The 25,946-nt window shown below is 71.6% G+C and carries 25 protein-coding genes, 1 tRNA gene and 1 pseudogene; 20 read left to right on the top strand and 7 right to left on the bottom strand.

Going from position 1 to position 25,946, the window contains the following annotated elements; all coding sequences use genetic code 11:
* Positions 1–93: 93 nt before the first annotated feature.
* Positions 94–1,434, bottom strand: coding sequence for an aspartate--tRNA(Asn) ligase (gene aspS / locus J7E22_RS12705; RefSeq protein ID WP_214982135.1), 1,341 nt, complete (start codon positions 1,432–1,434; stop codon positions 94–96).
* Between the two features lie 108 nt (positions 1,435–1,542).
* On the opposite strand from aspS, the gene J7E22_RS12700 reads away from it, so the two are divergent.
* Complete coding sequence (locus J7E22_RS12700) at positions 1,543–1,911, top strand: hypothetical protein (protein ID WP_214982133.1); 369 nt, start codon at positions 1,543–1,545, stop codon at positions 1,909–1,911.
* Positions 1,908–2,135, top strand: a complete 228-nt coding sequence (locus J7E22_RS12695; RefSeq protein ID WP_214982132.1) for a hypothetical protein — start codon at positions 1,908–1,910, stop codon at positions 2,133–2,135. The genes J7E22_RS12700 and J7E22_RS12695 overlap by 4 nt, the downstream gene beginning before the upstream one ends.
* Here the strand turns inward: J7E22_RS12695 and J7E22_RS12690 are convergent.
* Positions 2,112–2,486, bottom strand: a complete 375-nt coding sequence (locus J7E22_RS12690; RefSeq protein WP_214982458.1) for a MerR family transcriptional regulator — start codon at positions 2,484–2,486, stop codon at positions 2,112–2,114. The two genes, J7E22_RS12695 and J7E22_RS12690, sit on opposite strands and share 24 nt — an antisense overlap.
* A 61-nt stretch (positions 2,487–2,547) precedes the next feature.
* Here J7E22_RS12690 and J7E22_RS12685 point away from each other — a divergent pair, with 61 nt between their 5' ends.
* The 6 genes from J7E22_RS12685 (at position 2,548) to ccsB (ending at position 8,938) form a co-directional block, all read left to right on the top strand.
* The gene (locus tag J7E22_RS12685) at positions 2,548–4,038 is read left to right on the top strand and encodes a SulP family inorganic anion transporter (RefSeq protein ID WP_214982130.1); all 1,491 of its coding nucleotides are present in this window, start codon (positions 2,548–2,550) and stop codon (positions 4,036–4,038) included.
* A gap of 68 nt (positions 4,039–4,106) precedes the next feature.
* Positions 4,107–4,763 (top strand): histidine phosphatase family protein, encoded by a 657-nt coding sequence (locus tag J7E22_RS12680; RefSeq protein ID WP_214982129.1) that lies wholly within the window; start codon positions 4,107–4,109, stop codon positions 4,761–4,763.
* Positions 4,760–5,380, top strand: a complete 621-nt coding sequence (locus J7E22_RS12675) for a TlpA disulfide reductase family protein (protein ID WP_214982127.1) — start codon at positions 4,760–4,762, stop codon at positions 5,378–5,380. The genes J7E22_RS12680 and J7E22_RS12675 overlap by 4 nt, the downstream gene beginning before the upstream one ends.
* 45 nt (positions 5,381–5,425) lie before the next feature.
* Positions 5,426–6,124, top strand: a complete 699-nt coding sequence (locus J7E22_RS12670; RefSeq protein WP_214982457.1) for a cytochrome c biogenesis CcdA family protein — start codon at positions 5,426–5,428, stop codon at positions 6,122–6,124.
* 172 nt (positions 6,125–6,296) lie between these two features.
* Positions 6,297–7,937: a cytochrome c biogenesis protein ResB gene (locus tag J7E22_RS12665; RefSeq protein ID WP_214982456.1), complete on the top strand. Its 1,641-nt coding sequence runs from the start codon at positions 6,297–6,299 to the stop codon at positions 7,935–7,937.
* Positions 7,938–7,939: 2 nt separating this feature from the next.
* Entirely contained in the window at positions 7,940–8,938 is a 999-nt protein-coding gene (ccsB, locus tag J7E22_RS12660) for a c-type cytochrome biogenesis protein CcsB (RefSeq protein WP_214982125.1), read from the top strand.
* A 356-nt stretch (positions 8,939–9,294) separates the two neighbouring features.
* Here ccsB and J7E22_RS12655 read toward each other — a convergent pair whose 3' ends face one another.
* On the bottom strand, positions 9,295–10,272 hold the full coding sequence (locus tag J7E22_RS12655) for an o-succinylbenzoate synthase (protein ID WP_308159248.1): 978 nt from the start codon (positions 10,270–10,272) through the stop codon (positions 9,295–9,297).
* Between the two features lie 120 nt (positions 10,273–10,392).
* Between J7E22_RS12655 and J7E22_RS12650 the strand changes: the two genes are divergently transcribed.
* The 4 genes from J7E22_RS12650 to J7E22_RS12635 all read left to right on the top strand — a co-directional run bounded on the left by J7E22_RS12650 (position 10,393) and on the right by J7E22_RS12635 (position 14,271).
* A complete protein-coding gene (locus tag J7E22_RS12650) occupies positions 10,393–10,944 on the top strand; it encodes a hypothetical protein (protein ID WP_214982124.1) in 552 nt (183 codons plus the stop codon).
* Between the two features lie 122 nt (positions 10,945–11,066).
* The gene (locus J7E22_RS12645; RefSeq protein ID WP_214982122.1) at positions 11,067–11,996 is read left to right on the top strand and encodes a 1,4-dihydroxy-2-naphthoyl-CoA synthase; all 930 of its coding nucleotides are present in this window, start codon (positions 11,067–11,069) and stop codon (positions 11,994–11,996) included.
* A 16-nt stretch (positions 11,997–12,012) separates the two neighbouring features.
* On the top strand, positions 12,013–13,149 hold the full coding sequence (locus tag J7E22_RS12640; protein ID WP_214982120.1) for an AMP-binding protein: 1,137 nt from the start codon (positions 12,013–12,015) through the stop codon (positions 13,147–13,149).
* A 117-nt stretch (positions 13,150–13,266) separates the two neighbouring features.
* Entirely contained in the window at positions 13,267–14,271 is a 1,005-nt protein-coding gene (locus J7E22_RS12635; RefSeq protein WP_214982118.1) for a 1,4-dihydroxy-2-naphthoate polyprenyltransferase, read from the top strand.
* A gap of 165 nt (positions 14,272–14,436) precedes the next feature.
* Here the strand turns inward: J7E22_RS12635 and J7E22_RS12630 are convergent, their stop codons facing one another.
* Positions 14,437–14,781: a DUF4229 domain-containing protein gene (locus J7E22_RS12630; protein ID WP_214982117.1), complete on the bottom strand. Its 345-nt coding sequence runs from the start codon at positions 14,779–14,781 to the stop codon at positions 14,437–14,439.
* Between the two features lie 64 nt (positions 14,782–14,845).
* Between J7E22_RS12630 and J7E22_RS12625 the strand changes: the two genes are divergently transcribed.
* Positions 14,846–15,202 (top strand): PLDc N-terminal domain-containing protein, encoded by a 357-nt coding sequence (locus tag J7E22_RS12625; RefSeq protein ID WP_214982115.1) that lies wholly within the window; start codon positions 14,846–14,848, stop codon positions 15,200–15,202.
* A 43-nt stretch (positions 15,203–15,245) separates the two neighbouring features.
* Positions 15,246–16,943 (top strand): 2-succinyl-5-enolpyruvyl-6-hydroxy-3-cyclohexene-1-carboxylic-acid synthase, encoded by a 1,698-nt coding sequence (gene menD / locus J7E22_RS12620; RefSeq protein ID WP_214982454.1) that lies wholly within the window; start codon positions 15,246–15,248, stop codon positions 16,941–16,943.
* Between the two features lie 148 nt (positions 16,944–17,091).
* Here menD and J7E22_RS12615 read toward each other — a convergent pair whose 3' ends face one another.
* Entirely contained in the window at positions 17,092–18,351 is a 1,260-nt protein-coding gene (locus J7E22_RS12615) for an isochorismate synthase MenF (RefSeq protein ID WP_214982113.1), read from the bottom strand.
* A gap of 64 nt (positions 18,352–18,415) precedes the next feature.
* Here J7E22_RS12615 and J7E22_RS12610 point away from each other — a divergent pair, with 64 nt between their 5' ends.
* From J7E22_RS12610 to J7E22_RS12600, 3 genes are all read left to right on the top strand, one after another.
* Entirely contained in the window at positions 18,416–19,222 is an 807-nt protein-coding gene (locus J7E22_RS12610; protein ID WP_214982111.1) for a demethylmenaquinone methyltransferase, read from the top strand.
* A gap of 28 nt (positions 19,223–19,250) precedes the next feature.
* A complete protein-coding gene (locus J7E22_RS12605) occupies positions 19,251–20,330 on the top strand; it encodes a polyprenyl synthetase family protein (RefSeq protein ID WP_214982108.1) in 1,080 nt (359 codons plus the stop codon).
* 103 nt (positions 20,331–20,433) lie between these two features.
* Complete coding sequence (locus tag J7E22_RS12600; protein ID WP_214982106.1) at positions 20,434–21,807, top strand: FAD-dependent oxidoreductase; 1,374 nt, start codon at positions 20,434–20,436, stop codon at positions 21,805–21,807.
* Positions 21,808–21,984: 177 nt separating this feature from the next.
* Here J7E22_RS12600 and cls read toward each other — a convergent pair whose 3' ends face one another.
* The gene (cls, locus tag J7E22_RS12595; protein WP_214982104.1) at positions 21,985–23,445 is read right to left on the bottom strand and encodes a cardiolipin synthase; all 1,461 of its coding nucleotides are present in this window, start codon (positions 23,443–23,445) and stop codon (positions 21,985–21,987) included.
* A 52-nt stretch (positions 23,446–23,497) separates the two neighbouring features.
* Positions 23,498–23,986 (bottom strand): YajQ family cyclic di-GMP-binding protein, encoded by a 489-nt coding sequence (locus tag J7E22_RS12590; protein WP_214982102.1) that lies wholly within the window; start codon positions 23,984–23,986, stop codon positions 23,498–23,500.
* A 197-nt stretch (positions 23,987–24,183) separates the two neighbouring features.
* On the opposite strand from J7E22_RS12590, the gene J7E22_RS12585 reads away from it, so the two are divergent.
* The 3 genes and pseudogenes from J7E22_RS12585 to J7E22_RS12575 form a co-directional block, all read left to right on the top strand.
* A tRNA-Tyr gene (locus tag J7E22_RS12585) sits at positions 24,184–24,265 on the top strand.
* A 256-nt stretch (positions 24,266–24,521) separates the two neighbouring features.
* Complete coding sequence (locus tag J7E22_RS12580; protein ID WP_214982101.1) at positions 24,522–25,418, top strand: inositol monophosphatase family protein; 897 nt, start codon at positions 24,522–24,524, stop codon at positions 25,416–25,418.
* Positions 25,419–25,597: 179 nt separating this feature from the next.
* A pseudogene (locus J7E22_RS12575) lies at positions 25,598–25,946 on the top strand (hypothetical protein); the annotation flags it as partial.

The following is a 25,946-nucleotide window of genomic DNA, read 5'->3' as shown; positions in this document are numbered from 1 at the left end:
CTCCAGGCTGGAGCACAGCGGCCCCCTTCCGGACGGAAGGGGGCCGCTGTCGTCAGTGGATACCGTGCCTACGGCGTTGAGAGGACACCGTGCCTACGGCGTGAGGCGCGTGGGGCCGCGGAACAGGTAGGTGACCTCGCGGATGGACGGCTCGTGCAGCGCGAGCATCAGCACGCGAGCGAGCCCCATGCCGAAGCCGCCGTGCGGCGGGACGCCGTACCGGAAGAAGTCCAGGTACCAGCCGAGCTCCGCCGGGTCGAGGCCCTTCTCGACCGCCTGGGCCTCGAGGACGTCGACGCGGTGCTCGCGCTGCGCGCCGGTCGAGATCTCGGCACCGTTGAACAGCAGGTCGTAGCTGTTCGTGAGCGTCGGGTCGTCGGCGTGGCGCATGTGGTAGTACGGCCGGATCGAGGCGTCGTAGTCGGTGACGAACACGAACTCGGAACCGTGGTGCTCCTTCGCCCAGGCGCTCACCCGGCGCTCGCCCTCGGGGTCCAGGTCACCGTCGGCACGGACGACCTCGTACCCGCTGTCGGCCACGATCTTCCGCGCTTCGGCGAGGGTCACCCGGGGGAACGGGGCGGTCGGGACGACGAACTCGAACCCGAAGACCTCCTCGATGTCCTTGCCGTGCTTCTCCTTGACCGCGGTGAACCCGGCGACGAGGAGTTCCTCGTGCATGGCCATGACGTCCGCGTGGGACTCGACCCACGAGAACTCGGCGTCGATGCTCGTGAACTCCGTGGCGTGCCGGCTCGTGAAGGACGGGTCGGCGCGGAAGGCGTCCGCGATCTCGAAGACGGCACCGAACCCGGCGGGCTGGGCCATCTGCTTGAAGTTCTGCGGCGACTGGGCCAGGTACGCGGTCGTCTCGAAGTACTCGAGCTGGAACAGCTCGGCGCGCGACTCGGACGCCGACGCCATCAGCTTCGGCGTGTGGAGCTCGATGTAGTCCCGCTCGACCCAGTAGGTGCGGAACGCGTGCTCCAGCGTCGTCTGGATCCGGAAGATCAGGTTCTGCTTGCGGTTGCGGAGGTCCAGGAAGCGCCAGTCGAGCCGCTTGTCCAGCGAGGAGTCGTCGGCGATCGGCGTCTCGGGGATCGCGGCGCTGACGACCTCGAGCGAGGAGACCTTGACCTCGAGGCCACCGAGCTTGACGCGCTCGTCGTGCTTCAGGGTGCCGCGGACGTGCACGAAGGTGCCGTGTGCGAGACCGGAGATCTCGTTGGTGATGGCGAGGGCTGCCTGCGCGGCGTCGTCACCGTCCTCGGCCTCCCGCGTGGCGGGGTTCACGAGCTGGGTGGCGCCGGTCTCGTCGCGGAGGACGACGAACTGCACCTTCTTCTGGTCTCGGACGGTCTCCACCCATCCTGCGACGGACACGGGGCCGTCGGGGAGTGCGGCGAGGTCGGCGATGCGGGTGCGTTCGATCACGGTCGTCGAGTCTAACCGTCTCCTCCACAGGGACGCTCCGGTCCGCGTTCTCCACCGACCAGGACGGGAGGCCCGTGGCGCCTCCCGCGGATCCGTAGCGTCGTTCCCGTGGCCGGCGTGCGAGTGGAAGGGGCCCGGGTGACGACGGGGACGGAGGGGTTCGGCGGGTGGCCGCCTGCGGCGGTGGCGACGGTCGTCGCGGCACTGCTGACCGCCGCGCTCACGTTGGCGGCCGCCGGCGCCGGCACGCTCTGGGCGATCGTGCGCTGGAGACGCGACGTGTCCAGGGAGCAACGCGACCGGGCGTGGTCTCGGTTCGTGTGGGCGGTCGACCACGTCGCGGACGGGGACGTGGGCAGGGCGGAGATCGGGCGGGTCGCGGCGCGGGCGATGTACAACATGCAGATTCTTCGCGATGACGACGAGGAGATCGGCACCCTCGTCCTCGAACTCATCACGGGAGAGGAACGGACATGACGGAAGTGGATCCGGTGCGGGCCCTGTTCGCGCGCCGGCACGAGGAGTGGAAGGAGAACGTCCGGCGACGGCACCGCTTCCGTCCGTGGCGAGCTCGTCGGATCATCGCTGAGCGTGATCGCCTCCGTGAGATGATGCGCGAGATGGACGAGGCCTTCCGTGAACGCGCCCGCCTCGCTGCGGGTGGGCCGGACACACGGTCAGGGGAGCGTCGCGCCGAGTGAGCCCAGCGTCTCGATGAACTCCTCGGCCATGCCGGCCCGTTCGACGAGCGTGGCATGGCGTGCACGGGCGTCGTCCACGAACTCGTCGAGCCGCGCCGCCAGCACGGCCGAGTCGGATGCGCCAGCGGTCCGCAGGCCGTCGACCACGCGGAGCAGCTCGGCCATCTCGTCGAGCGTGAAGCCGAGCGGCTTCATGCGCCGGATCACGAGCAGGCGCTCGAGGTCCTGCTCGGTGTAGACCCGGAACCCGCCGGCGGTCCGGCCGCTCGGGACGAGCAGGCCCACCTCGTCGTAGTGCCGGATGGTGCGGAGGGACATCCCGGCCCGCTCGGCCAGCTCGCCGATGTGCATCGTGTCCGTGGTGCTCACGCGACGAGACTCTACCCTCACGTGAGGGTAGAGTCTCGTTCCGATGTCCGTGATCACGCATGCCCCGACCCCGACCCGGGTCCTCGATGCCCTCCGCTCGCCTCGACTCCTCACGCGAGAGGTCCTCGCGGGCATCGTCACGGCGCTCGCCCTGATCCCCGAGGCGATCTCGTTCTCGGTCGTCGCCGGCGTCGACCCCGCAGTCGGGCTGTTCTCGAGCGTCGTCATCGCGATCGTGATCTCGATCGTCGGTGGCCGGCCCGCGATGATCTCCGCGGCAGCCGGCTCGGTGGCGTTGGTGATCGCCCCACTCGTCCGCGAGCACGGCATCGCGTACCTCGTGCCGACCATCCTGCTCGGAGGCGTGATCCAGATCGTGCTCGGCTTCCTCGGCGTCGCGCGCCTGATGCGGTTCATCCCGCGGAGCGTCAACGTCGCGTTCGTGAACGCCCTCGCGATCCTGATCTTCACCGCGCAACTGCCGAACCTGTTCGGCCGCGACGTCCCCGTCATCGTGTGGCCGCTCACGGCGCTCGGCGTCGCGATCATCGTCGGGTTCCCGTTCGTGACGAAGGCGATCCCCGCGCCGCTCATCGCGGTCGCCGTGATCACGGTGCTCACCGTCGTGTTCAGCATCGCGGTGCCGACGGTCGGGGACGAGGGCGCGCTGCCGACGGCGCTGCCCGGGTTCAACGGTGTGACCACCCCGTTCAGCGTCGCGACGCTCCAGCTGATCGCGCCGTACGCGTTCGGGGTCGCGATCGTCGGCCTGATCGAGACGCTCCTGACGGCGCAGCTCGTCGACGCGGTGACCGAGACCCGGTCGAGCGCGTGGCGCGAGTCGTGGGGCCAGGGCATCGCGAACGTCGTGTCGGCGTTCTTCGGCGGGACCGGGGGCTGCGCGATGATCGGGCAGACCGTCATCAACGTGAAGACCGCCGGTGCCCGGACCCGCGTGTCGACGTTCGTCGCGGGCGCGTCCATCCTGGTGCTCACCATCCTGTTGCACGACGTCGTCGCCGCGATCCCGATGGCGGCGCTCACCGCGGTGATGCTCATGGTGTGCGTGGCCACCTTCGACTGGCACAGCATCCGTCCGCGCACGCTCCGCCGGATGCCGCTCGGGGAGACCGCGGTGATGGTCGTCACGGTCCTGGTCGTGGTCCTGACGAACAACCTCGCGACGGGGGTGATCATCGGCGTGGTCGTCGCGTCGCTGGTGTTCGCCCGTCGGGTCGCCCACGTGGTGACGGTCGAGCGGGAGCCGATCGACGAGCACACGGTCCGGTACCGGGTGCGGGGTGCGCTGTTCTTCGCGTCGTCGAACGACCTCGTCACGCGGTTCTCCTACGCGGAGGACCCCGAGCACGTCGTGATCGACATGTCGGACGCGCACGTCTACGACGCGAGCACGGTCGCCGCCCTCGACGGGGTCGAGCAGCGGTTCGCCCAACACGGGTCCACGGTCGAGGTGGTGAACCTCAACACCGCGTCGACGGCGCTCCACGGTCGGCTCTCGGGCGAGCTCGGCTGAGCGGGTCTGCATCCGGTGAATCCCCTGAGCGGCCGGTGGGAAGCACGGAGCGACCTACACTGGAACCCGTGCCCGCGACCCGAATTCACCTCGTGCGACACGGCGAGGTGTACAACCCGGACCGTGTGCTCTACGGGCGTCTGCCGGGCTTCGGCCTGAGCGACCTCGGCAAGCGCATGGCTGCCGCGTCTGCCACCGCGTGGAAGGACGCGGGCGTCGACGTCCGCCGCATCATCGCCTCCCCGCTCCAGCGCACGCAGGAGTCCGCGGCGCCGTGGGCGGCGGCGTACGGCCTCGACGTCGTCCTCGACGAACGGCTGATCGAGCCGACGAACCGCTACGAAGGGCAGCCCCCCGGCTTCACCCGCCGGTCGCTCGGCCGCCCGGCCGAGTGGCCCTGGATCGCCAACCCGCTCCGGCCGAGCTGGGGCGAGGCGTACGAGTCGATCGCGAACCGGATGCTCGCCGCGATCACGACCGCGTGGAACAGCGTCGACGAGGGCGACGTCGTCCTCGTCAGCCACCAGCTGCCCATCTGGACCGTCCACCGACGTCTCGCGGGAGAGCCCTTGTGGCACGACCCGCGCAAGCGCCGGTGCGACCTCTCGAGCATCACGACCATCGAGCGCGTCCCCGCCACGCCGTCCGGTCGCTTCACCGAAGTCGGGTACGCGGACCCCGCGCAGGAACTCCGGGCGTCCGCCGTCGACGAAGGAGCAGTGTGATCCCCGCAACCACCAGACGTCGTCTCGTCGCAGCCGGGGCGGCCGCGGTCGTGGCCGCGCTCGCACTGACGGGCTGCACCTCGGGCAACGACTCGCTGTCGAAGCAGTACGGCAGTGGGACGACCCAGAACTACATCTCCGGCGACGGCGCGGTGACCGAGGTCGCCGTCGACAAGCGCAGCGACCCGGTGTCGTTCGACGTCAAGGACAGCGACGGGAACGCGGTGTCGTCCAAGGCGCTCCGCGGCAAAGTCGTCGTGCTGAACTTCTGGTACGCGGGGTGCCCCCCGTGCCGTGCCGAGGCGAAGTCCCTGAACAAGGTGCACGACGACAACGCCGGCAAGGACGTGGCGTTCGTCGGCGTCAACGTCCGCGACGAGGCCGGCACCGCCAAGGCGTTCGAGCGCACGTTCCACGTCGACTACCCGACGGTGCTCGACTCCGGGACCGGCACCATGCAGCTCGCGCTCTCCGGGCAGATCGCGCCGAACGCGGTCCCCGCGACGATCGTCCTCGACAAGCAGGGTCGGGTAGCCGCGCGTGTGCTCGGTGCTGTCGACGGGCCGAGCATCCTGGGCACGCTCGTCTCCGACGAGTTGGCCGGCAAGGCCTCCTGACCCGTGACCAGCAACCCCTTCGCCGACGCGATCCTGAGCGGCCAGATGGCCGTCGCGCTGCCCGTGGCGGCGCTCGCCGGACTCGTGTCGTTCCTCTCGCCGTGCGTGCTGCCCCTCGTGCCGGGCTACCTCGGCTACGTCGGTGGCATCGCCGAGGGCGGGCAGCGTCGGGGGCGCGTGGTCCTGGGCGTCGTGCTCTTCATCCTCGGGTTCACCGCGGTCTTCGTCGCCTACACGACGGTCTTCGGTGCGCTGGGGTTCTGGCTCGTCCGGTGGCGTGACCTCATCACGCAGGTGCTCGGCGTCGTCGTGATCCTGATGGGCCTGGTGTTCGTCGGGCAGTTCACGTTCCTCCAGCGCACGATCAAGCCGTCCTGGACCCCGGCGACGGGACTCGTGGGCGCGCCGCTGCTGGGCATCGTGTTCGGCCTCGGCTGGACGCCGTGCCTCGGCCCGACGCTCGCCGCGATCAACCTGCTGAGCGTCCAGTCGGGCAGCGCCTGGCAGGGCATGTGGCTCGGCGTCGCGTACTGCCTGGGCCTCGGCATCCCGTTCGTGCTCGTCGCACTGGGGGCCCGTTGGGCCGCCGGGGCGATCCGGGCCGTGAAGCGTCACATGCGCCTCGTCAACATCATCGGAGGAGCGATCCTGATCGTCATCGGTCTGCTCATGGTCACCGGCATCTGGTCGGCCGTCATGTCGAGCGTCGGGGCGGTGATCCAGAGCTATGTCCCGGCAGTCTGATCCCGACACGAGCACCGGCGAAGCGCTCGGTGACCGCACGCCCGACGACCGCGCGCCCGACGACCGCGCGCCTGACGACCGCGCGCACGACGAGCGCATCACGGACGACCGCACGCCCGATGACAGCAGCGGCACGAACGCCGCGTCCGACCCGCAGCGCCCGTCCGACCACATGGACTCGGCCCCGCCGAGCACCGACGACCAGGGCTCGGTGAACCAGCCCCAGCTCGGCGCCGTCGGCTACCTGCGCTTCTTCTGGCGGCAGCTCACGAGCATGCGCACCGCACTGTTCCTGCTCATGCTGCTCGCGCTCGCTGCGATCCCCGGGTCGCTGGTGCCGCAGCGCACGGCCGACCCCAACGGCGTCGTCCAGTACAAGGCAGACCACCCGCAGCTGTTCCCGGTGCTCGACAAGCTCCAGGTCTTCGACACCTACACCTCGGTGTGGTTCTCGGCGATCTACCTGCTGCTGTTCGTCTCGCTGATCGGCTGCATCATCCCGCGCACCCGGCACCACTGGCAGGCGCTCCGGACCCGCCCGCCGAGGACGCCCGTTCGCCTGACGCGACTGGCCGGGTACCAGAAGGTCACCGTGGGACCCGACGCCCTGGCGGACGGTGCCTCCGCGGCGGACGCGGCCACGGGCCTCCCGTCCGTGGAGCACGCGGTCACGCGCGCCATGGCGATCCTCAAGCGGTCCGGCTACCGGGTCGAACGGTTCGGCGACTCCGTCAGCGCGGAGCGCGGATACCTGCGCGAGACCGGCAACCTGGTCTTCCACGCGGCGCTCGTCGGCGTCCTCGTCGCCGTCGGCATCGGGGGCGGGTTCGGGTACACCGGTCAGCGCCTGCTCGTCGAGGGCCAGACGTTCTCGAACGTGCTCGGGTCGTACGACTCGTTCAACCCGGGTCGCTGGTTCCGGCAGACGGACCTCAAGGGTTACAACCTGCGGCTCGATAAGTTCAAGACCACGTACGAGGAGAAGAACCTCCACGCGCTCGGGCAGGCACTCGACTACTCGGCGACCGTGACGAGCACCGAGAAGGGCTCGGCACCGAAGACGACGCGCCTCGGCGTCAACGACCCGCTGTCCGTGGGCGGTACCAACGTGTACCTGCTCGGCAACGGGTACGCCATGCAGGTGACGGTCCGCGACGGCCAGGGGAAGGTGGCGTTCCAGGACGTCGTCCCGTTCCTGCCGGAGGACGCCAACTACACCTCGCTCGGCGTCATCAAGGTGCCGGACGCGCAGCCCGACCAGCTCGGCATCCAGGGGTTCTTCTACCCGACGGCGTCGAAGCTGTCGACCGGCGCGTTCACCAGCGCGTACCCGGACACCGAGAACCCGCTGCTGAGCCTGCAGGTCTACACGGGTGACCTCGGGCTCGACACCGGCGTGCCGCAGAGCGTCTACACGCTCGACACGAGCGGGCTCAAGCAGATCGCGGGCCGACAGGCGAAGGCCGCGAGCATCGAACTCAAGCCGGGGCAGACCAAGACCCTGCCGGCCGGTGCTGGCTCGATCACGTTCGACGGCGTCAAGCGCTACGTCTCGCTCGACGTGCACCACGACCCGTCGCAGCTCTGGGTCGGCGGGTTCGCGGCGCTGTCGGTGCTCGGCCTGCTGACGTCGCTCTTCGTCCCGCGCCGGCGTGTGTGGGTCAAGGCTGTCCGGCGTACGGACCAGGCGCACGACGAGTACGACCTCGAGTACGCGGGTCTGGCCCGCGGCGAGGACCCCAATCTCGAGCGTGCCGTCGCCGAGATCGCGCAACGGCACACGTCGGACCTCGGAGTTAGGATGCCCCAGTGAACATGACGACGACCCTCGCGACCTACTCGGTCGTGCTGACGTACTCCGCGATGGCGGTCTACGTCGTCGCGTTCATCGCGTTCGCGCTGGACATGGCGAAGCGCGCGGGCGACGTGACCGCGGCGACCACCGGTTCGGCGAACGCCGGCTCGGGCGCTGCCGCGGCGGCGAAGACGGTCGCGACGGTCCGCGGCGGCACCGTCGTGCTCGAACGCGTCGACGCCCCGACGACCCCGGGCCCCGGCCGACGCGGCTCGAAGTTCGAGCGCGTGGGCATGGCGATGACGGTGCTCGGGCTCGTGCTGCACATCGGTTCGGACGTCCTCAGGGGCATCGCAGCCGACCGTGTGCCGTGGGGCAACATGTTCGAGTTCTCGTTGACCGGCACCGCGCTGATCATCCTGATCTTCCTGCTCGTGCAGTTCTGGCAGAACCTGCGGTTCCTCGGGGTCTTCATCACCGGGCTGACGATCATCCTGCTCGGCATCGCGACGGTGAACTACTACGTGCCCGTCGTGCCGCTGCAGCCCGCGTTGCAGTCCTACTGGCTGGTCATCCACGTGTTCGTCGCGATCTCCGGGACCGGGTTCTTCGCCCTCGGCGCAGGCCTGGCCGTGTCGCAGCTCGTGCAGACCTACCGGCAGGGTCGCCCGGCGTCGAAGCAGCTCCGGTTCATGGAGACGCTGCCGGACGCCGACCGGCTCGAGGTCCTGACGTACCGCGTGATCCTCGTCGGCTTCGTGCTCTGGACGTTCACCCTCATCGCGGGTGCGATCTGGGCCGAGCGTGCCTGGGGTCGCTACTGGGGGTGGGACACCAAGGAGGTCTGGACCTTCATCATCTGGGTCGTCTACGCCGGGTACATCCACGCCCGCGCCACGCGCGGCTGGCGCGGAGCCCGGTCGTCCTGGCTGGCGCTCATCGGCTTCGGTGCGGTGATGTTCAACTTCTCCGTCGTGAACGTGTTCTTCAAGGGGCTGCACAGCTACTCCGGGCTGTGAGTTCGACGCTGGTGGGTCGCTGACGCGACCGACGGCGGACGGGAGGCGCGGTGCCAGCTGGCACCGCGCCTCCCGTCCGTGCGGGGTGCGTCCGTCCCCTGGGTCGTGCTGGGAGTGACGGGGCAGGTCTCGGCGCGCCCCGGGTGGTTCGTCGAGGGTGCACATTCTGTCGCGCTCGACCCCGTCAGGCGACAGTTCGTGCACACTCGGCGAACGCGAGCGGCGTGTCCTGCCCGCTCGCCCGGCCGCCCGGCCTGCACGTCTCCCCTCTCGCCCGGACGACCCGCTCGCGCGGACGCCCCGCTTGCCCGACGGCCCCGCGTGCCCGACGGCCCGGGCGCCCGCGGGGCGCCGTGTCAGACGCCGAGCAGCGCGTGCACCCGGCGCACCCGGTCGAGCCACCAGGCCGACCGCTCCGGCGCAGCCGCGTTCCGAACCAGGGCCTCCCGGGACACGGACACCCGACGCACCGGGATCCGACCACCGACGGGGAGGAGCGGCGCCTCCGTCACGTCCGCCGTGAACATCGCCGCCGTGCCGAGCCCCGCCGCGTACCCCGGCGACATCGCCCGCGCCGCCAGGAACGCCCCCATCCCCAGCCCGACCGACGTGTCGAGCGCGCTGGACACCACGCAGGGCAACCCCGCCTCGGCGATGATCGCCCCCGCCGCGGTCACCCCGCCGAGCGGCTGCGCCTTCACGACGAGCACGTCGGCCGCCCCGGCACGTGCGACGGCGAGGGGGTCGGCGGCCTTCCGGACGCTCTCGTCAGCCGCGATGGGCACGCCGAGGCCGGCGATCCGCGACCGGAGCGCGACGAGTTCGTCGACGGTCGCGACGGGCTGTTCCGCGTACTGCAGCTCGAACGGTGCCAGGCGCTCGAGCGCGCGCGCGGCCTGCTCGACGGACCACAGCCCGTTCGCGTCGACCCGGACGGCGGCGTCCGGGCCCATCACCCGCCGGACCTCGGCGACCCGGGCGACGTCGTCGTCGATCGTGGTGCCGGGTTCGGCGACCTTCACCTTGGCGGTGGTGCACCCCGCGTACCGCGCGAGCAGCGGGGCGACGGCGTCGGGGGTGACGGCCGGGACGGTGGCGTTCACGGGCACCGTGTCGGCGGCGGGTTCGTGGGCCGTCCAGCCGAAGTCGATCGTCGCGCGGAGCCAGGCGGCGGCCTCGGCGTCGTCGTACTCGACGAACGGCGAGAACTCGGTCCACCCGTGCGGACCGCGCAGGACGACGGCCTCGCGGACGGTGATGCCGCGGAACCGGACCCGCATCGGCAGTGCGACGACGTGCGCGTCGGCGAGGACTTCGGAGAGGTCGGTGAGCACCCGATCATCTTCCCAGCGGAGCCCGGCTGGCTCCCGGTTCGTTGGGAGGGGACCGCCAGGGCGGGGCATTAGCATGCACCGGTCGGCAACGGTCGGCGGAGACCTTGAGATGGAGGGCCGGTGGCGTCCGAACCGCAGCAGCGCGCATCGCGACGCTCGGCCCCGACCGGGGGAGCAGCCGCGCGGAAGCCCGCGGGTGCAGCCGCTCGGACCTCGGCGACCGCGCGGAACCCGGGCGCCGCGGCGGCGCGGAACCCGTCCGGCGCAGCCGCGCGGAACCCGTCCGGCGCAGCCGCCCGGAACACCGACGAGTTCGCCCGGCTCATGCAGCGGAACACGGTCGACACCCGGCAGCAGTCGCAGGCCGCGCGGCGTCGGAACCCGATCGTCGGCAAGATCGCGCTCGGCCTCGCCGTCGTGTCGGCTGCGGTGGACGCGAGCGCCTTCGCCGTCTACATGGGCGGCGACACCACGTTCGCGTTCGGCATCTGCTTCGTCGTCGTGTTCCTCACCCTGATCGCGGCGGTGCTCGGGTTCATCGCGGCCGTCGGGTCGTTCGGTCGCTGGTACGGGGCGATCGGTGTCGTCGTGGCGTTCGTCGCGAACCCGGTGATCCTCATCGTCCTGGTCGTCTTCGTGGCGCCCGAGGTCCTGACCGACATGGGCGGCTGACTCAGCCCCGCGCCTGCAGTACCGCGGCCGACCGCACCAGCGCCGCCGACCAGCGCCCCTGACCAGCAACGACCAGCAACGAGCAGCGACGACCACCGCAACCCTGGCGGTACCGTGGGGACATGCCCGCTCCCGTCTCCGACCTGTTCGATCCCGACGTCTGGACCGCGGCCCCCGTCGCGGAGCACTTCACGGACATCACGTACCACAAGCACGTCTCGAAGGGCATCGTCCGCGTCGCGTTCGACCGTCCGGAGGTCCGCAACGCGTTCCGCCCGCGGACCGTCGACGAGCTGTACCGCGCACTCGACGACGCCCGCCAGGACCCCCGCGTCGGCGTCGTCCTGCTCACCGGCAACGGCCCGAGCCCGAAGGACGGCGGCTGGGCGTTCTGCTCCGGCGGCGACCAGCGGATCCGCGGCCGGAGCGGGTACCAGTACGTCGGTGACGAGGGCGCCCCGCCCGAGGGTGTCGACCCCGCCGCAGCGCAGGCGTCGATGGGGCGCCTCCACATCCTCGAGGTGCAGCGCCTCATCCGGATGATGCCGAAGGTCGTCATCGCGGTCGTGCCCGGCTGGGCGGCCGGCGGCGGACACTCCCTGCACGCGGTCTGCGACCTCACGATCGCGAGCGCCGAGCACGGGCGTTTCAAGCAGACCGACGCCGACGTCGGCTCCTTCGACGGCGGGTACGGGAGCGCGTACTACGCCCGGCAGATCGGGCAGAAGCTCGCGCGCGAGGTCTTCTTCCTGGCGCAGGAGTACTCGGCGCAGCGGGCGTACGAGATGGGCGCCGTGAACGCCGTCATCCCGCACGAGGACCTCGAGCGGGAGGCGATCCGGTGGGGCGAGATCATCCTCGGCAAGTCGCCCACGGCGATCCGGATGCTCAAGTTCGCGTTCAACGCGGTGGACGACGGCATGGTCGGCCAGCAGGTCTTCGCGGGCGAGGCCACCCGGCTCGCGTACGCCTCGGACGAAGCCGTCGAGGGCCGCGACGCCTTCCTCGAGAAGCGACCGCCGGAGTGGACGTCGTTCCCGTGGCACTACTGAGCGGCGGAACACCGCGATGACCCGGCGGCTGGTCACCACCGCCACGTCGGACCCGATGGTCGTGCTCCGCGGTCTGGAGGTTGCACTCGCCGGCGGCGACGCGCTGCTCCCCGTCGCGGATGACGCTCCCGCCCTCCCGACGCCCGCTCCGTCCCACGTCGAGCAGCGGGTCGCCCTGGTGGTCGAGACGAGCGGGTCGACCGGCACCGGCAAGCGCGTCGCGCTGTCGGCCGACGCGCTCCTCGCCGGGGCGGCGGCCGCCGACGCGGCCCTCGGCGGCCCGGGGGGCTGGGTGCTGGCGTTGCCGACCCACTACATCGCGGGCCTCAACGTCCTGACGCGGTCGATCGCGGCCGGCACCGCTCCGTCGATCGTCCCCGGCGGCCACTTCGAGGCAGCGGCCTTCGCGGACGCGGTCGATCGGCTCGACGCCGGTCCGGGGGCGCCTCGCCGGTACACGTCGCTCGTCCCGGTGCAGCTCGCCCGGATCCTCGACGACGCGCGTGCACGGGCAGCCCTCGCGCGGTTCGACGCGGTCCTCGTCGGTGGCCAGGCGACCCCGGCGCCCCTCCGGCAGCGGGCCCTGGACGCGGGCGTCCGGGTCGTGACGACCTACGGGGCGAGCGAGACCAGCGGCGGCTGCGTGTACGACGGCATGCCGTTCGGCACGGTCCGCGCGGAGGTCGTGGCGGGTGAGCTCCACCTGGCGGGTCCGATGCTCGCGGAGGGGTACGTCGGCGACCCGGAGCGCACCGCGGCGGCCTTCACGGACCGGGACGGGCTCCGCTGGTACCGCACGGGTGACGCCGCGACGGTCGAGCACGGGACCGTGCGGGTGCTCGGCCGACTGGACGACGTGGTGATCTCCGGGGGCGAGAAGGTGCCGCTCGGCGGTGTCGAGCGGCTGGTGCGGGAGCTCCCGGGGCAGGAGGGCGCGGTCGTGACGCGTCGCGCGTCGGGGGAGTGGGGCGAGGTGCCGGTCGTGGTGACCGACCACGCGGTCGGACTCACCACCGTGCGGGACCACGTCGGCGCTGCCCTGGGCCGAGCCGCCCGGCCCGCTGCGGTCGTCGTGGTGGACCGGATGCCGATGCTCCCGTCCGGCAAGCCGGACCGTCGGACGATCCGCGCGCTCGCCGACCCCGACGCGTGACCTGACGCCGCGAACCACGGGACGGGACGGGACGGCACGGCACGGCACGTCACGAGTGCGTCGTCTCGACTGTCACGAGTGGGGCGCGCACACGACCGACGGCTGGCGCCGATACGATTGGCGGTCGTGGCACGAGCGAAGAACACGACCCCGGCGAAGCGCCGATCCGGCAACCCGGCGAAGGCCGCGGCTGCGGCACCGGCGAAGCGTCGTGCGACGGCGAGTGACTGGATCGGCGGGGCCCGACTCCGCACGCTGACCCTCGGGGTCGTCCCCGTGGTCATGGGCACCGCGGTCGCCTTCGTGGACAGCCGGTTCTCCGGCGACTTCGGCGGCTACCTCGGGAAGGACCACCACCTCGCGCTGGCCCTGCTCGCGCTCGCGGTCGCGCTGTTCCTGCAGATCGGCGTCAACTACAGCAACGACTACTCGGACGGGGTCCGCGGGACGGACGAGTTCCGCGTCGGCCCGCCACGGCTCACCGGTGCGGGGCTCGCGAAGCCCCGGACGGTCCTGACCGTCGCCCTGACGTTCTTCGGTCTCGCCGCGGTCGCCGGCATCGTCATCGTGGTGCTCACCCAGCTGTGGTGGTTGCTCCTGGTGGGTGCCGTCGCGATCGCCGCGGCGTGGTTCTACACCGGCGGCAAGCGCCCCTACGGGTACAACGCCCTAGGCGAGGTCTTCGTGTTCGTCTTCTTCGGGCTCGTCGCGGTGCTCGGCACGGAGTACATCCAGATCGGGCAGGTCACCGCGAGCGGGTGGGCGGCGGCCGTCGCCGCGGGCTTCTTCGCCTGCGCGGTGCTCATGGTGAACAACATCCGTGACATCGACGAGGACCGGCTCGCCGGCAAGCGCACCCTCGCCGTCGTGGTCGGTCGCCCGGTGGCCCGCGTCCTGTTCGGCCTGTTCCTGATGCTGCCGTACGTGGTGCTGCTGTGGTTCGTGGTGCTCTACTTCCGCACCGGGTTCACGTACTTCTCGCTGCTGCTCGCACTGCCGGCGCTCCTGATCGGGGTGTCGTCACGGAAGCCGCGGGAGCTCATCACCGCGCTCCAGCTGTCGTCGTTCGCCTCGCTGGCGTTCGGGGTCGTGCTGGCCGTCACGCTGGCCCTGGAACCGTAGGACGCAGCGCGACCGGACGGCCAGCGACCAGCGCGACCGGACGGCCAGTGCGACCGGACGGCCAGTGCGACCGGACGGCCAGTGCGACCGGACGGCCTGTGCGACCGGACGGCCTGTGCCGCAGCGCGGCCGCACGGAGCACCAGCGAATGCAGCGCCCGCGTGCTCAGTCCTCGTCGCGCCGCAGCTCGGCGGCGGACCGGTGTCGCTCGGCGTCCGAGACCGGCGGCGCCACGGACCCACCGGTGCCCGGCGCCGGGGTGTCCGCCGCGTCGACGAAGTCGTCCTCGAAGTCGCTGTCCTCGTCACGCTCCGGGACGACCCGGCGGTTCGCCAGGCTCGACGCGACGTCGGCACGGAGCTTCGGCAGCGCGATGTACGACACGAGCAGGCCGACGAGGGCCGCGACGATCGTCGCCCAGTACCACGGGAACCCGATCACCAGGAAGACGGCCAGGGCCACGGCGAAGATGCCGAGCCGGGCGGCGGTGTAGATCAGCCACGCTTTCACCCGGCAAGTCTACGGATCCGTGACCGGCAGGACGGTCACAGGGGCGAGTCCTACACTCCCCGGCATGGTTCGCCTCTGGCTCGTCGTCGCCGTCGCCGCCGTGGCGTTCACGGTGTACGCGGCCATCGACTGCGCGACCATGCCGCGGGAGCGCATCCGCTCGCTGCGGCGGGCGGTGTGGGTGCTGCTCGTGATCGTGCTGCCCGTCCTCGGCGCGGTGCTGTGGTTCCTGCTCGGCCGGGCCCCTGCGTCCGCCGGTGACGGTCGGTCCCGGTACCGTGGACCCGAAGACGACCCGGACTTCCTCGGCGGTGACCGACCGCGGGGTCCCCGCACGGACAAGGACCAGGACGACGCCACCCTCCGAGACCTCGAAGACCAGTTCCACGACCGCGACGACGACGGCCACGCCGAACACTGACGCGGTGCTCGGTTCCGGCAGCCCCGCGACGGACTTCGCGCTCATGCTCCTGCAGGAACTCGCGCGGGCAGGCGTGTCGGACGTGGTCGTCAGCCCGGGTTCGCGGTCGCAGGCCCTCGCGCTCGCCGCGGTGGCACTCGAGCGCGCCGGTGGCGTCACCGTGCACGTGCGACTCGACGAGCGGACGGCGGGCTTCTTCGCCCTCGGGCTCGCCGTCGAGAGCGGGCGTCCCGCGGCCGTCGTGACGACGTCGGGCACCGCGGTGGCGAACCTCCACCCGGCCGTGCTCGAGGCGCACCACTCCGGTGTGCCGATGATCGTGCTGAGCGCCGACCGTCCGAGGGAGCTCCGCGGCATCGGGAGCAACCAGACCACCGTGCAACCGGGCATGTTCGGGACGGCGGTGTCCTTCGTGCGCGACGTCCCGGCGCCGACCGCGGGGAACACGGACGCGACCACGCGCGACGCCGTCCGGACCCTGGCGCGGCAGGCCGTCGCCGCGGCCGCCGGGCACGAGGGGCAGCCCGGCCCGGTCCAGCTGAACACCGCCTTCCGCGAGCCCCTGTCCGCCGGACTCGGCGACGCGGCGGTCGTCGGCGTGCCGGACGCCGAGGTCGACCTCGCCTTCGCCACCCGTCGGGTACGGTCAGGGCTCCCGATCGCTGAACTCGCGCCCGATGACGACCCCGCGACCGTCGTGATCGCCGGACACGACGCCGGTGACGACGCCGAGCGCATCGCCTGGGAGCTCGGTGCGCCACTGCTGGCCGAGGTGTCGAGCGGTGCGCGCTTCGGGCGCAACCTCGTCGTCGCCTACCGCGAGCTCCTGCGCGACCCGGCGTTCGGTGGCGCCGTCCGGCGGGCCGTCGTCCTCGGGCACCCGACCCTCAGTCGCGAGATCCCGGCCCTGCTGCAGCGCGGCGACGTCGAGACGATCGTGGTCCGCGGCGCCGGAGCGGACGTCTACGACCCGGCCCGAGCCGCGCACCCCGACGCGCCGACGACCGTCGTGTCGGACGTCCGGGTGGCGGGACGGACCCGGCCCGAGCACCGTGCCTGGGTCGGTCGCTGGGTCGTGGCGAGCCGTGCTCTCCTCGGCGCGGGCGACGCCGGGCCCGACCTGCAGGCGAAGCGGTCCGAGGACCGCGCCGAGCGCAACCGGTTCCTCCGCGACGAGGTCGCGCTGCGTCGCCGTCCCGTGGACCGCGCCATGCTCGCCGAGGCCGTCTGGGGAGCCACCTGGCCACACGACCGACTGGTCCTCGGCGCGTCGCAGATCATCCGCGTGGCGGACGGTCGTGTCCTCGGCAAGAAGCTCCGGGTCCACGCGAACCGCGGGCTCGCTGGGATCGACGGCACGGTGTCCACGGCGCTCGGGATCGCGGCCGCCCTCGAACAGACCAGCGCCGGCGTCGGCACGACACGCGTTCTCCTCGGGGACCTCACGTTGTTGCACGACCTGGGCGCGTTCGTCACGGGGACCGAGGAACGCACGCACCGGGTGCAGGTCGTCGTCGGTAACGACGGCGGGGGCGCGATCTTCCGCGGTCTCGAGGTCGCCGCCACCACGCCGGAGCAGGACATGCGCCGCATGATGACGACGCCGCAGCACGTCGACATCGAACGTGTCGTCACCGGGCTCGGGTGGGAGTACCGACGGGCTGCGACGTGGGGCGACCTCGAGCGCGTGCTCACCGACCCGGCGGAGCGCGTCGTGATCGAGGTCCCGCTGGCCGACTGAACGACGCGGGTCGGCCCGAGGGGCGGGCCACCGGACGGGAGGCGCGGTGCCGGCTGGCACCGCGCCTCCCGTCCGCCCGTTCCGCGTCGCGTCAGGTGACGCGGTGCGGTCCAGGCGATGCGCGGCGGTTCAGGCGACGCGCGGCGGTTCAGGCCAGGGCGTCGGTGATCGGACGGAACTTGAGGGCCGTCTCGGCGACCTCCCGAGTCGGGTCCGACCCGGCGACGATGCCCGCACCGGCCCACGCCCGGACGATCCCGTCGTCCGTGAGCTGCGCGCTCCGGAGCGCCAGCATCCACTCGCCGTCGCCGTTCGCGCCGAACCACCCGACCGGCCCCGCGTAGCGACCGCGGTCGACCCCCTCGAGCTCGGCGACCAGCCGCACGGCGACATCGGTCGGGGTGCCCGCCACGGCCGCGGTGGGGTGCAGGACGTCGGCGACGTCCAGGGAGGTCGTGCCGAGCGGCAGCGTCGCCTGCACGTCGGTCGCGAGGTGCCAGAGGTTCGGCAGCTGCAGGCGGAAGGGCTCCGGGTCGGCGCGCAGGTCGGTCGCGAGGGGCGCGAGGGCGTCCAGCAGGCTCTCGAGTGCGTAGGCGTGCTCCTGGACGTCCTTCGTGCTCGCTGCGAGGGCCTCGGCGGCCGCACGGTCGGACGCGGGGTCGGTGCCGCGGGCCGCGCTCCCGGCCAGCACGCGCGCGGTGAGCCGGGTGCCGTCGGTCCGGGCCAGGGTCTCCGGGGTGGCGCCGATCAACCCGTCGACCGCGAACGTGACGCACTGCGGGTACGCCTGGGCGAGGTCGAGCAGGATCGCACGACGATCGGCGTCCGCGGGCAGGTGCCCGACCAGGTCCCGCGCGAGCACCACCTTGCGGGCGTCACCCGCGGCGATGCGCCGGACCGCCTCGGTGACGTTCGCGCCGTACGTGGCCTCGTCGACCGCCCCCGGTCCGAGGGCGACGGTGACGTGCGGACCGACCCGCGGCACCGGCACCGACGTGCGGGTGAAGGCCAGGAACGCGGGGTCGGTCGTGGTGTCGATCGCGGTCAACCACGCCTTGCCGCGACGGCGCCCGATCACGACGCGCGGGACGATGAGCACGCTCGTGTCGTCGGAGGCGTCCGCGAAGGTGAAGGACCCGAACGCGACGAGCCCGGTCCCGCGGAGCTGCACCGGGTCGTCCACGACCGCCGAGGCGACCACGGTGCGCCAGACCGCAGCGGCGTCGCGCATCCGCTCGGGCCCGGAGAAGGTGAAGCGGAGCGCCTCCCCGATGCCGACGATGCCGTCGCCGTTCCGGACGAAGGCGAGCGGGCTGTCCCGGAGGGTGTGTCGGAGGACGGCGCCCGGGTCGTCGAGGATCCGGGTCGAGACCGTCAGCGGCGGGGCCGCCGTCGTGGTGCGGGTCACGAACCGATGCTACGCGCAGGAAGCACCGGGGAATGATCGGGTCCGGCCCTCTAGGATTGGTCAGGTGAGCAGAGCGGACCTGAACAAGCGGCCGGACGAGGTGGCGGCCATGTTCGACGACGTCGCCGCGAAGTACGACCTCACGAACGACATCCTCTCGGCGGGCAACGCTCCGCTGTGGCGGGTCGCGACGGTCCGTGCGGTCGACCCGCAGCCGGGGGAGAAGGTGCTGGACATCGCTGCCGGCACCGGCACCAGTGCTGCGGCCTTCGCGAAGAAGGGTGCCGAGGTGACCGCGCTCGACCTGTCGGCGGGCATGATTGCCGTCGGGCGCGAGCGGCACCCGGAGATCACCTTCGTCGAGGGCGACGCCGAGCAGCTGCCCTTCGACGACGACTCCTTCGACGCGGTCTCGATCTCGTTCGGACTCCGCAACGTCAACGACCCGATGCTGGCGCTCGGCGAGATGCTCCGGGTGCTCAAGCCCGGCGGCCGCGTCGTCATCTGCGAGTTCTCCACGCCGCCGATCGCCCTGCTCCGCTTCGGGTACGGCACGTACCTCAAGCGGGTCCTGCCCGGCGTCGCGAAGTTGTCGAGCAGCAACCCGGCGGCCTACCGCTACCTCGCCGAGTCGATCGAGGCCTGGCCCGAGCAGCAGGTGCTCAGCCAGTGGCTCCGTGGCGTCGGCTTCACGATGGTCGCCTACCGCAACCTCACGGCCGGGATCGTCGCACTCCACCGCGGCCGGAAGCCCGTCGAGGGCACGGTCCGCGAGTCCGCCGCCCGTCGTGCGAAGGCGCGCCGCGAGCACCAGACCACCGGCGAGCAGCCGCGCGTCGAGCCGTCGGGCTCCGGCGACCGCGACGACTGACCGGCCCTCCCCGAGTACGGAGCAGCACTTGAATCCGAGCGTCCCGGTCGCACGTCGCGCACCGAGTCTCCGCGCATCGCTGGGCATCGGCGAGCGGTTGTTCGCGACCCCGGCCGAGCGGCGGTTCATCGCTGCGGTCGACGACGGCCTCGAACTCGTCGAACGCGGGCTCGAGGACGCCATGCGGTCGGCCGACACGCTCGCCGACACCACCAGCCGGTACCTGCTGTCCGCGGGCGGCAAGCGCATCCGGCCCACCCTCACCCTGCTCATCGCCCAGCTCGGGCGCGGTGTGACCGATGCCGTGGTGAAGGCCGCCGTCAGCATCGAGACCACGCACCTCGCGTCGCTGTACCACGACGACGTGATGGACGAGGCCCCGGTGCGCCGCGGTGTCCCGGCTGCGCACGTGACCTACGGCAACAACGTCGCGATCCTGACCGGTGACATCCTGTTCGCCCGCGCGAGCCTCATCACCGCCGACCTCGGTCCAGAGGGCATCCGGATGCAGGCCGAGACCTTCCAGCGGCTCTGCATGGGGCAGCTGCACGAGACCACGGGCCCGCAGCCCGGGGACGACCCGGTCGAGCACTACATCCAGGTGCTCAGCGACAAGACGGGGTCGCTCATCGCCACCGCGGCCCGCGCCGGCATCATGTTCTCCGGTGCCGACCGTGCCTGGCTCGATGCCGTCGGGACCTTCGGTGAGAAGGTCGGCGTGGCCTTCCAGCTCGTCGACGACGTCATCGACCTCGCTCCGGCGACGGACCGGACCGGCAAGATCGCCGGCAACGACATGCGCGCCGGGGTCGACACGCTGCCCCTGCTGCAGCTCCGTCGCCTGGCCGCCGCCGGAGCCCCTGACGCCGTGGCGCTCGTGGAACGCATCGAGCGCGACGTGAACGGCGCACCGGACGACGCCGTCGGGACGGCCGCGTACCAGTCCGCCGTGGCTGCCCTCCACGACCACGAGGCCACCGCGACGACCCGTGCCCTCGCGGTCCGCTGGTCGGAAGAAGCCGTCGACGCCCTCCGACCCCTGCCCGCCGGCACGGTGAAGCGGGCGCTCACCCGCTTCGCCGAGTCGGTCGTCGAACGCAGCCGCTGAGCCGGCGCGCCCGCCGCTCGTCGTGACGCGGCCGGCGGACCCCGCGGCGGACAACACGGCGCACCCCACGGCGCACCCCATCCGAACGAACTGGAGACGATCAGTGCCCACCCTCCGACTCGCCATCGTCGGCGCCGGCCCCGCCGGCATCTACGCCGCGGACATCCTGCTGCGCGAAGCCCACGGCTACGACGTGTCGATCGATCTGTTCGAGCAACTCCCGGCACCGTACGGCCTCGTGCGGTACGGCGTCGCGCCCGACCACCCCCGGATCAAGGGCATCATCAACGCGCTCCGCGACGTGCTCGACCGCGGGGTCGTCCGGCTCTTCGGCAACGTGCGCTTCGGCGAGGACATCACCCTCGACGACCTCAAGAAGCACTACCACGCCGTCGTGTTCTCGACCGGGGCGATCAAGGACGCCGACCTCGACATCCCCGGGGTCGACCTCGACGGGTCGTACGGTGCCGCCGAGTTCGTGAGCTGGTTCGACGGGCACCCCGACGTCCCGCGCACGTGGCCGCTCACCGCCTCGAGCGTCGCGGTGATCGGCAACGGCAACGTCGCCCTCGACGTCTCGCGCATCCTCGCCAAGCACGCGGACGACCTGCTGCCGACCGAGATCCCCGCGAACGTCCACGAGGGGCTGAAGGCCTCGCCCGTGACCGACGTGCACGTGTTCGGTCGCCGTGGTCCCGCGCAGGTGAAGTTCACGCCGCTCGAGCTCCGCGAACTCGGCGAGCTCCGCGACGTCGACATGATCGTCTACGACGAGGACTTCGACCACGACGAAGCGTCGAAGACCGCCATCGCGACGAACAAGCAGATCATGGTGATGAACCGGGTGCTCGAGCAGTGGCGCACCCGCGAGACCGGGCAGGCGAGCCGCCGACTGCACCTGCACTTCTACGCGAAGCCGCTCGAGTTGGTCGGCGACGACCAGGGCAAGGTCACCGCGATCCGCTACGAGCGCACGCGGCCGAACGGCCAGGGCGGGGTCGAGGGCACCGGCGAGATCCGCGAGATCCCGATCCAGGCCGCGTACCGCGCCGTCGGTTACTTCGGGTCGCCCGTCCCCGGCGTGCCGTTCGACGAGCGCCACGGCGTCATCCCGAACCACGAGGGCAAGGTCCTCGACGACGACAACCAGCAGATCCCAGGCGTCTACGCCACCGGGTGGATCAAGCGCGGACCGGTCGGCCTGATCGGCCACACGAAGTCCGACGCGATGGAGACCGTGCAGCACATCGTGAACGACCAGGCGAGCTGGTGGACGCCCGAGGACCCCTCAGACGAGGCGATCCCGGCCCTCCTCCGCGAGCGCGGGGTCACGTACACGGACCTCGACGGCTGGCACAACCTCGACGCGCACGAGCTCGCACTCGGCGCGGCAGCGGGGCGCGAGCGGATCAAGGTCGTCCCGCGCGACGAGATGGTCGACGTCTCCCTCGGCCGGACCGCCGCGCCCACGAGCTGACCAGCCGCCGCCACGGCGGACCGAGCACCGCGGTGCCGGACCGCGGCCCGCACGCCCGAGGCAGCACCACACGCCCCGCACCGCTCCTGAGCGGTGCGGGGCGTGTTGGTTACCGGACCGCACGTGCTCCCGCAGGGTGCACGCACGAGCCGCCCCGTGCCTCCTGGCCGACGCGCGTTACTGCAGGGCCGCCGTGAGCCGCGCGACGTTGTCGAGCACCTTGGACCGACGCGGCCGGTCCACCCACTCGTCGAGCGTCAGCTCGAAGCTGTGCCGCTTGTAGGCGTCCTGCACCTCGCGCAGCGCCTGGACGAACCGGCGGCCACGGACCATCACGGACACCTCGAGGTTCAGGCTGAAGGAGCGCATGTCCATGTTGCTCGAGCCGATGACCGAGACCTCGTCGTCGATCGTGAAGTGCTTCGCGTGCAGGATCGTCGGCGCCCGGTACAGCCAGATCTTGACCCCGGCGCGCAGGAGTTCCTCGTAGTACGACCGTTGGGCGTGCCACGTCATCGCGTGGTCGCCCATCTCGCCGACGAACAGCTCGACCTCGACCCCGCGCTGCGCCGTGGTCGTGATCGCGTAGAGCATCGAGTCGTCCGGCACGAAGTACGGCGACGTGATCGACACCTTCTGCTGCGCTGAGTAGAGCAGGGCGTTGAAGAGGCGCAGGTTGTTCTCACCGTCGAAGCCCGGACCGGACGGCACCACCTGGCAGTCCAGGGCGTCGCCGCGGTCGGCGCGCTGGACCGGGTCGCTCTCGCGCAACAGCAGCTCGTCGGTCTCGCTGTACCAGTCGGTGACGAACAGGGCGTTGAGCCCGGCGACGACGGGGCCCTCGAACCGAGCGAACAGGTCCTTGTAGACCATGCCGCGCTCGATGTGGGACTTCAGGTCGTAGGACTCGTCGATCAGGTTCTGGGACCCGGTGAACGCGATCGAGCCGTCGATCACCATGATCTTCCGGTGGTTGCGGAGGTCCGGGCGCTGGAACTTCCCCTGCAGCGGCAGGAGCGGGAGCATCAGGTGCCACTCGATGTTCGCGCGGTCCATGAACGCGAGCGTGTCCTTGTACCCGGGGTACCCACGGCTCGCCCAGTGGTCGAGCAGGAAGCGGACGGTGACCCCGCGGGCCTGGGCCTTCGCGAGCGCCTCGAAGAACGGCCGCGTGGTGTCGTCGAGCGTGGCGATGTAGAACTCGACGTGGATGAACCGTCGGGACTGGTCGATCGCGTGGGTCATCTCCGCGATCGCCTCAGCGGAGTCTGGGTACAGCTCGGCGGAGTTGCCGCCGACGAGGGGCATCGCGCCGAGCTTCCGGTTCAGCGCGGTGACGCTCTCCAACCAGAGCGGCCAGGGGTGGTCGCGACGCACGCGCTCGATGCCCTCGGTCTGCTCGAGGATGTACGCGTTGATCTCGGTCTGCTTCTCACGGCGCGACGCCGGGAGCTTCGTCGACCCGAGCAGCAGGAAGACGATGAAGCCGATGTAGGGGATGAGGAAGATCGCGAGCAACCACGCGGTCGCGGTCTGCGGCTTGCGGTTGATCGGGACGAAGATGATCGAGAAGACGCGGATGCCGAGGTCCAACAGGACGAGCAGGACGGTGATCGCGACGGTGAGCCAGTGCTGCACGGGGTGCCGGAGTCGGGTTCGGGAACGGGGGCGTCGGCCGGGGTGCCGGGCGTCAGCGGAAGTTGATGAACTGCAGGGGCACGTCGAACTCCTGGCCCTTGAGCAGCTGGATCGTGTTCTGCAGGTCGTCGCGGCTCTTCGACGAGACGCGGAGCTCGTCGCCCTGGATCTGGCTCTTCACGCTCTTCGGTGCCTCGGCACGCAGGAACGCACCGATCTTCTTCGCGACGTCCTGCTCGATGCCGTTCTTGAACGACACCTCGATCCGGTATTCCTTGCCCGAGGGGTACGGGTCACCGGCGTCGAGGCTCTTCAGGCTGATGTTCCGCTTGATGGCCTTGCTCTGCAGCACGTCGAGGACGGCCTTCGCCCGCTCCTCGGAGTTCGCCTTGATCAGGACGTCTTCACCGCTGAAGGCGATCGACGCCCCGGCGCCCTTGAAGTCGTAGCGTTGCTCGATCTCCTTCGCGGCCTGGTTGAGGGCGTTCTCCGCCTCCATCTTGTCGACCTTGCTGACCACGTCGAAGGAGCTGTCTGCCATGGGACACAGCATATCGGCGGACCGGCTCCCCGGCGCCGGTCCGCGCGACCGGGTCGGTGGGCGTCCGGACCGTGCCGAACGGGAGGCTCGGGGCGGGTCCGCAGGACCGGCTCGCCGTGGTCACGACCACGGTCGCGGATCGGCTATGCTTCTGTGCGCGCCTTCGGTTGGTGATCACACGGGCCGAGCGCGCACCTGGCAAGTTACCCAAGCGGCCAAAGGGATCTGACTGTAAATCAGCCGGCGTAGCCTTCGGGGGTTCGAATCCCTCACTTGCCACGGAACGAGCGACACTTCGGTGTCCGCTCATCGAACGGCCTCGTCGAGAGACGGGGCCGTTTTCGTCGTTCAGGGCAGTGTCGTTCCCGGCAGTGTCGTTCCGGGCCGCGTCGTTCGTTCCGGTTCCTGCCATGCCATGCCGCTGGTGCTGGTGCTGGTGCTGGTGCTGGCGGTGGCACTGGTGTGGACGCGGGTGTCGTCGGGCTCGGCGTCGGGCTCGGCGTCGGGCACGGGCAGCGACGGGCAGGATGGGCCCATGAGCGCAGCCACGCCGTCCGCCTCCACTCCATCCGTGCCGTCCGCCGTGCCGTCCGCGGCGCCGTCCGACGGGCGGGCGCCCGAACCCGATGCCTCCGCGTTCGCCGACCTGGCCGAGTCCATCGCCCGCGAGGCGGCCGCGCTCGCCGCACGCCGGCGCACCGAGGGGGTCGAGGTCGCAGACCGGAAGTCGAGCATCGCGGACGTCGTGACCGCGGCCGATCGCGAGGTCGAGGCCCTCATCCGGAGCCGCATCGCCGACGCCCGGCCCGATGACGCGTTCCACGGCGAGGAGTCCGGTTCCGCCTCGGGCGCGACGGGCATCACGTGGGTGGTGGACCCGATCGACGGGACCGTCAACTACCTCTACGGGAGCACCGAGTACGGCGTCAGCATCGGCGTCGTCCGGGGCGGTCCTGACCCGGTGTCGTGGCAGCCGATCGCGGGCGTGGTCGTCGCCCCCGCCACCGGGGTCCTCTTCCGGGCGGTCGCGGGCGCGGGCGCGACGCGGGACGCCGTCCCCCTCACCGTGAGTGCCCCGCGATCCCTGGCCGAGACGCTCGTCGCGACCGGGTTCGGGTACACGGCCGACCGTCGCCGTGAGCAGGTCCGCGTCCTCGCTGGCCTGATCGGCGAGGTGCGCGACATCCGCCGTGGGGGAGCGGCGTCGCTCGACTGCTGCGCCGTCGGCACCGGGGTCGTCGACGCCTACTACGAGCGCGGCATCAACCCGTGGGACATGGCCGCCGGGTCGATCGTGGCGGCCGAGGCCGGTGCGGCGACCCGCATCTGGGAGGCCGGTGGCACGCGGTCGTTCCTGTTCGCGAGCCCCGCGGTGGTCGACGAGCTCGAGGAACTCGTCCGCCGTCTGGAGGCGGAGGCGCTCACCAGCTGATCGGTCGGGACCGTGGGTCCGGGCGTGGGCCCGGGTGCGGTCGGCCCCTCGGTCTGGGGCGTCCGCGGGACGTGTCCAGGACTGGCGACCCTGGGCGGCCTTTGCTACCGTTCAGGAGTCCCGTTATCTGCTCGTTACCAACGAGCCCCGCTTCTTCGATCAGGATCGTCGCCGCACGCATGCCCCACGCCCCACTCCAGTCCGCATCCACTGACGGTTCCGCCGACGCACCCGCCCCGGTCGTCCACCTGACCCGACGAGCGCGGATCGAGGCGGAGCGATCCGCGGGTGGAGGGAAGGGTGTCGCGCGCGACCACACGGTCCGCGCGACAGCCCCCAGGTCCGTGCGTCCGGCCTCCCGTCCGTCGACGGCCGACCTCGCCAGTCCGGTCACCCCGGCGGCCCCGGCGTCGCCGATCGACCTGGCGCCCGCGTCGCCGGCGATGCCGCCGTCGAGCGCCGGGCCGGTCACGCCGCCGGCTCCGTCGTCGCCGGTCGTCGGCCTGCCGTCGGCGCACCGCGTCGCCC

This window comes from Curtobacterium sp. ISL-83 (assembly GCF_018613895.1).
GTDB lineage: Bacteria > Actinomycetota > Actinomycetes > Actinomycetales > Microbacteriaceae > Curtobacterium.
Note: the sequence above shows the minus strand (reverse complement) of the source record. Positions and strands in the feature narration are given on the sequence as shown.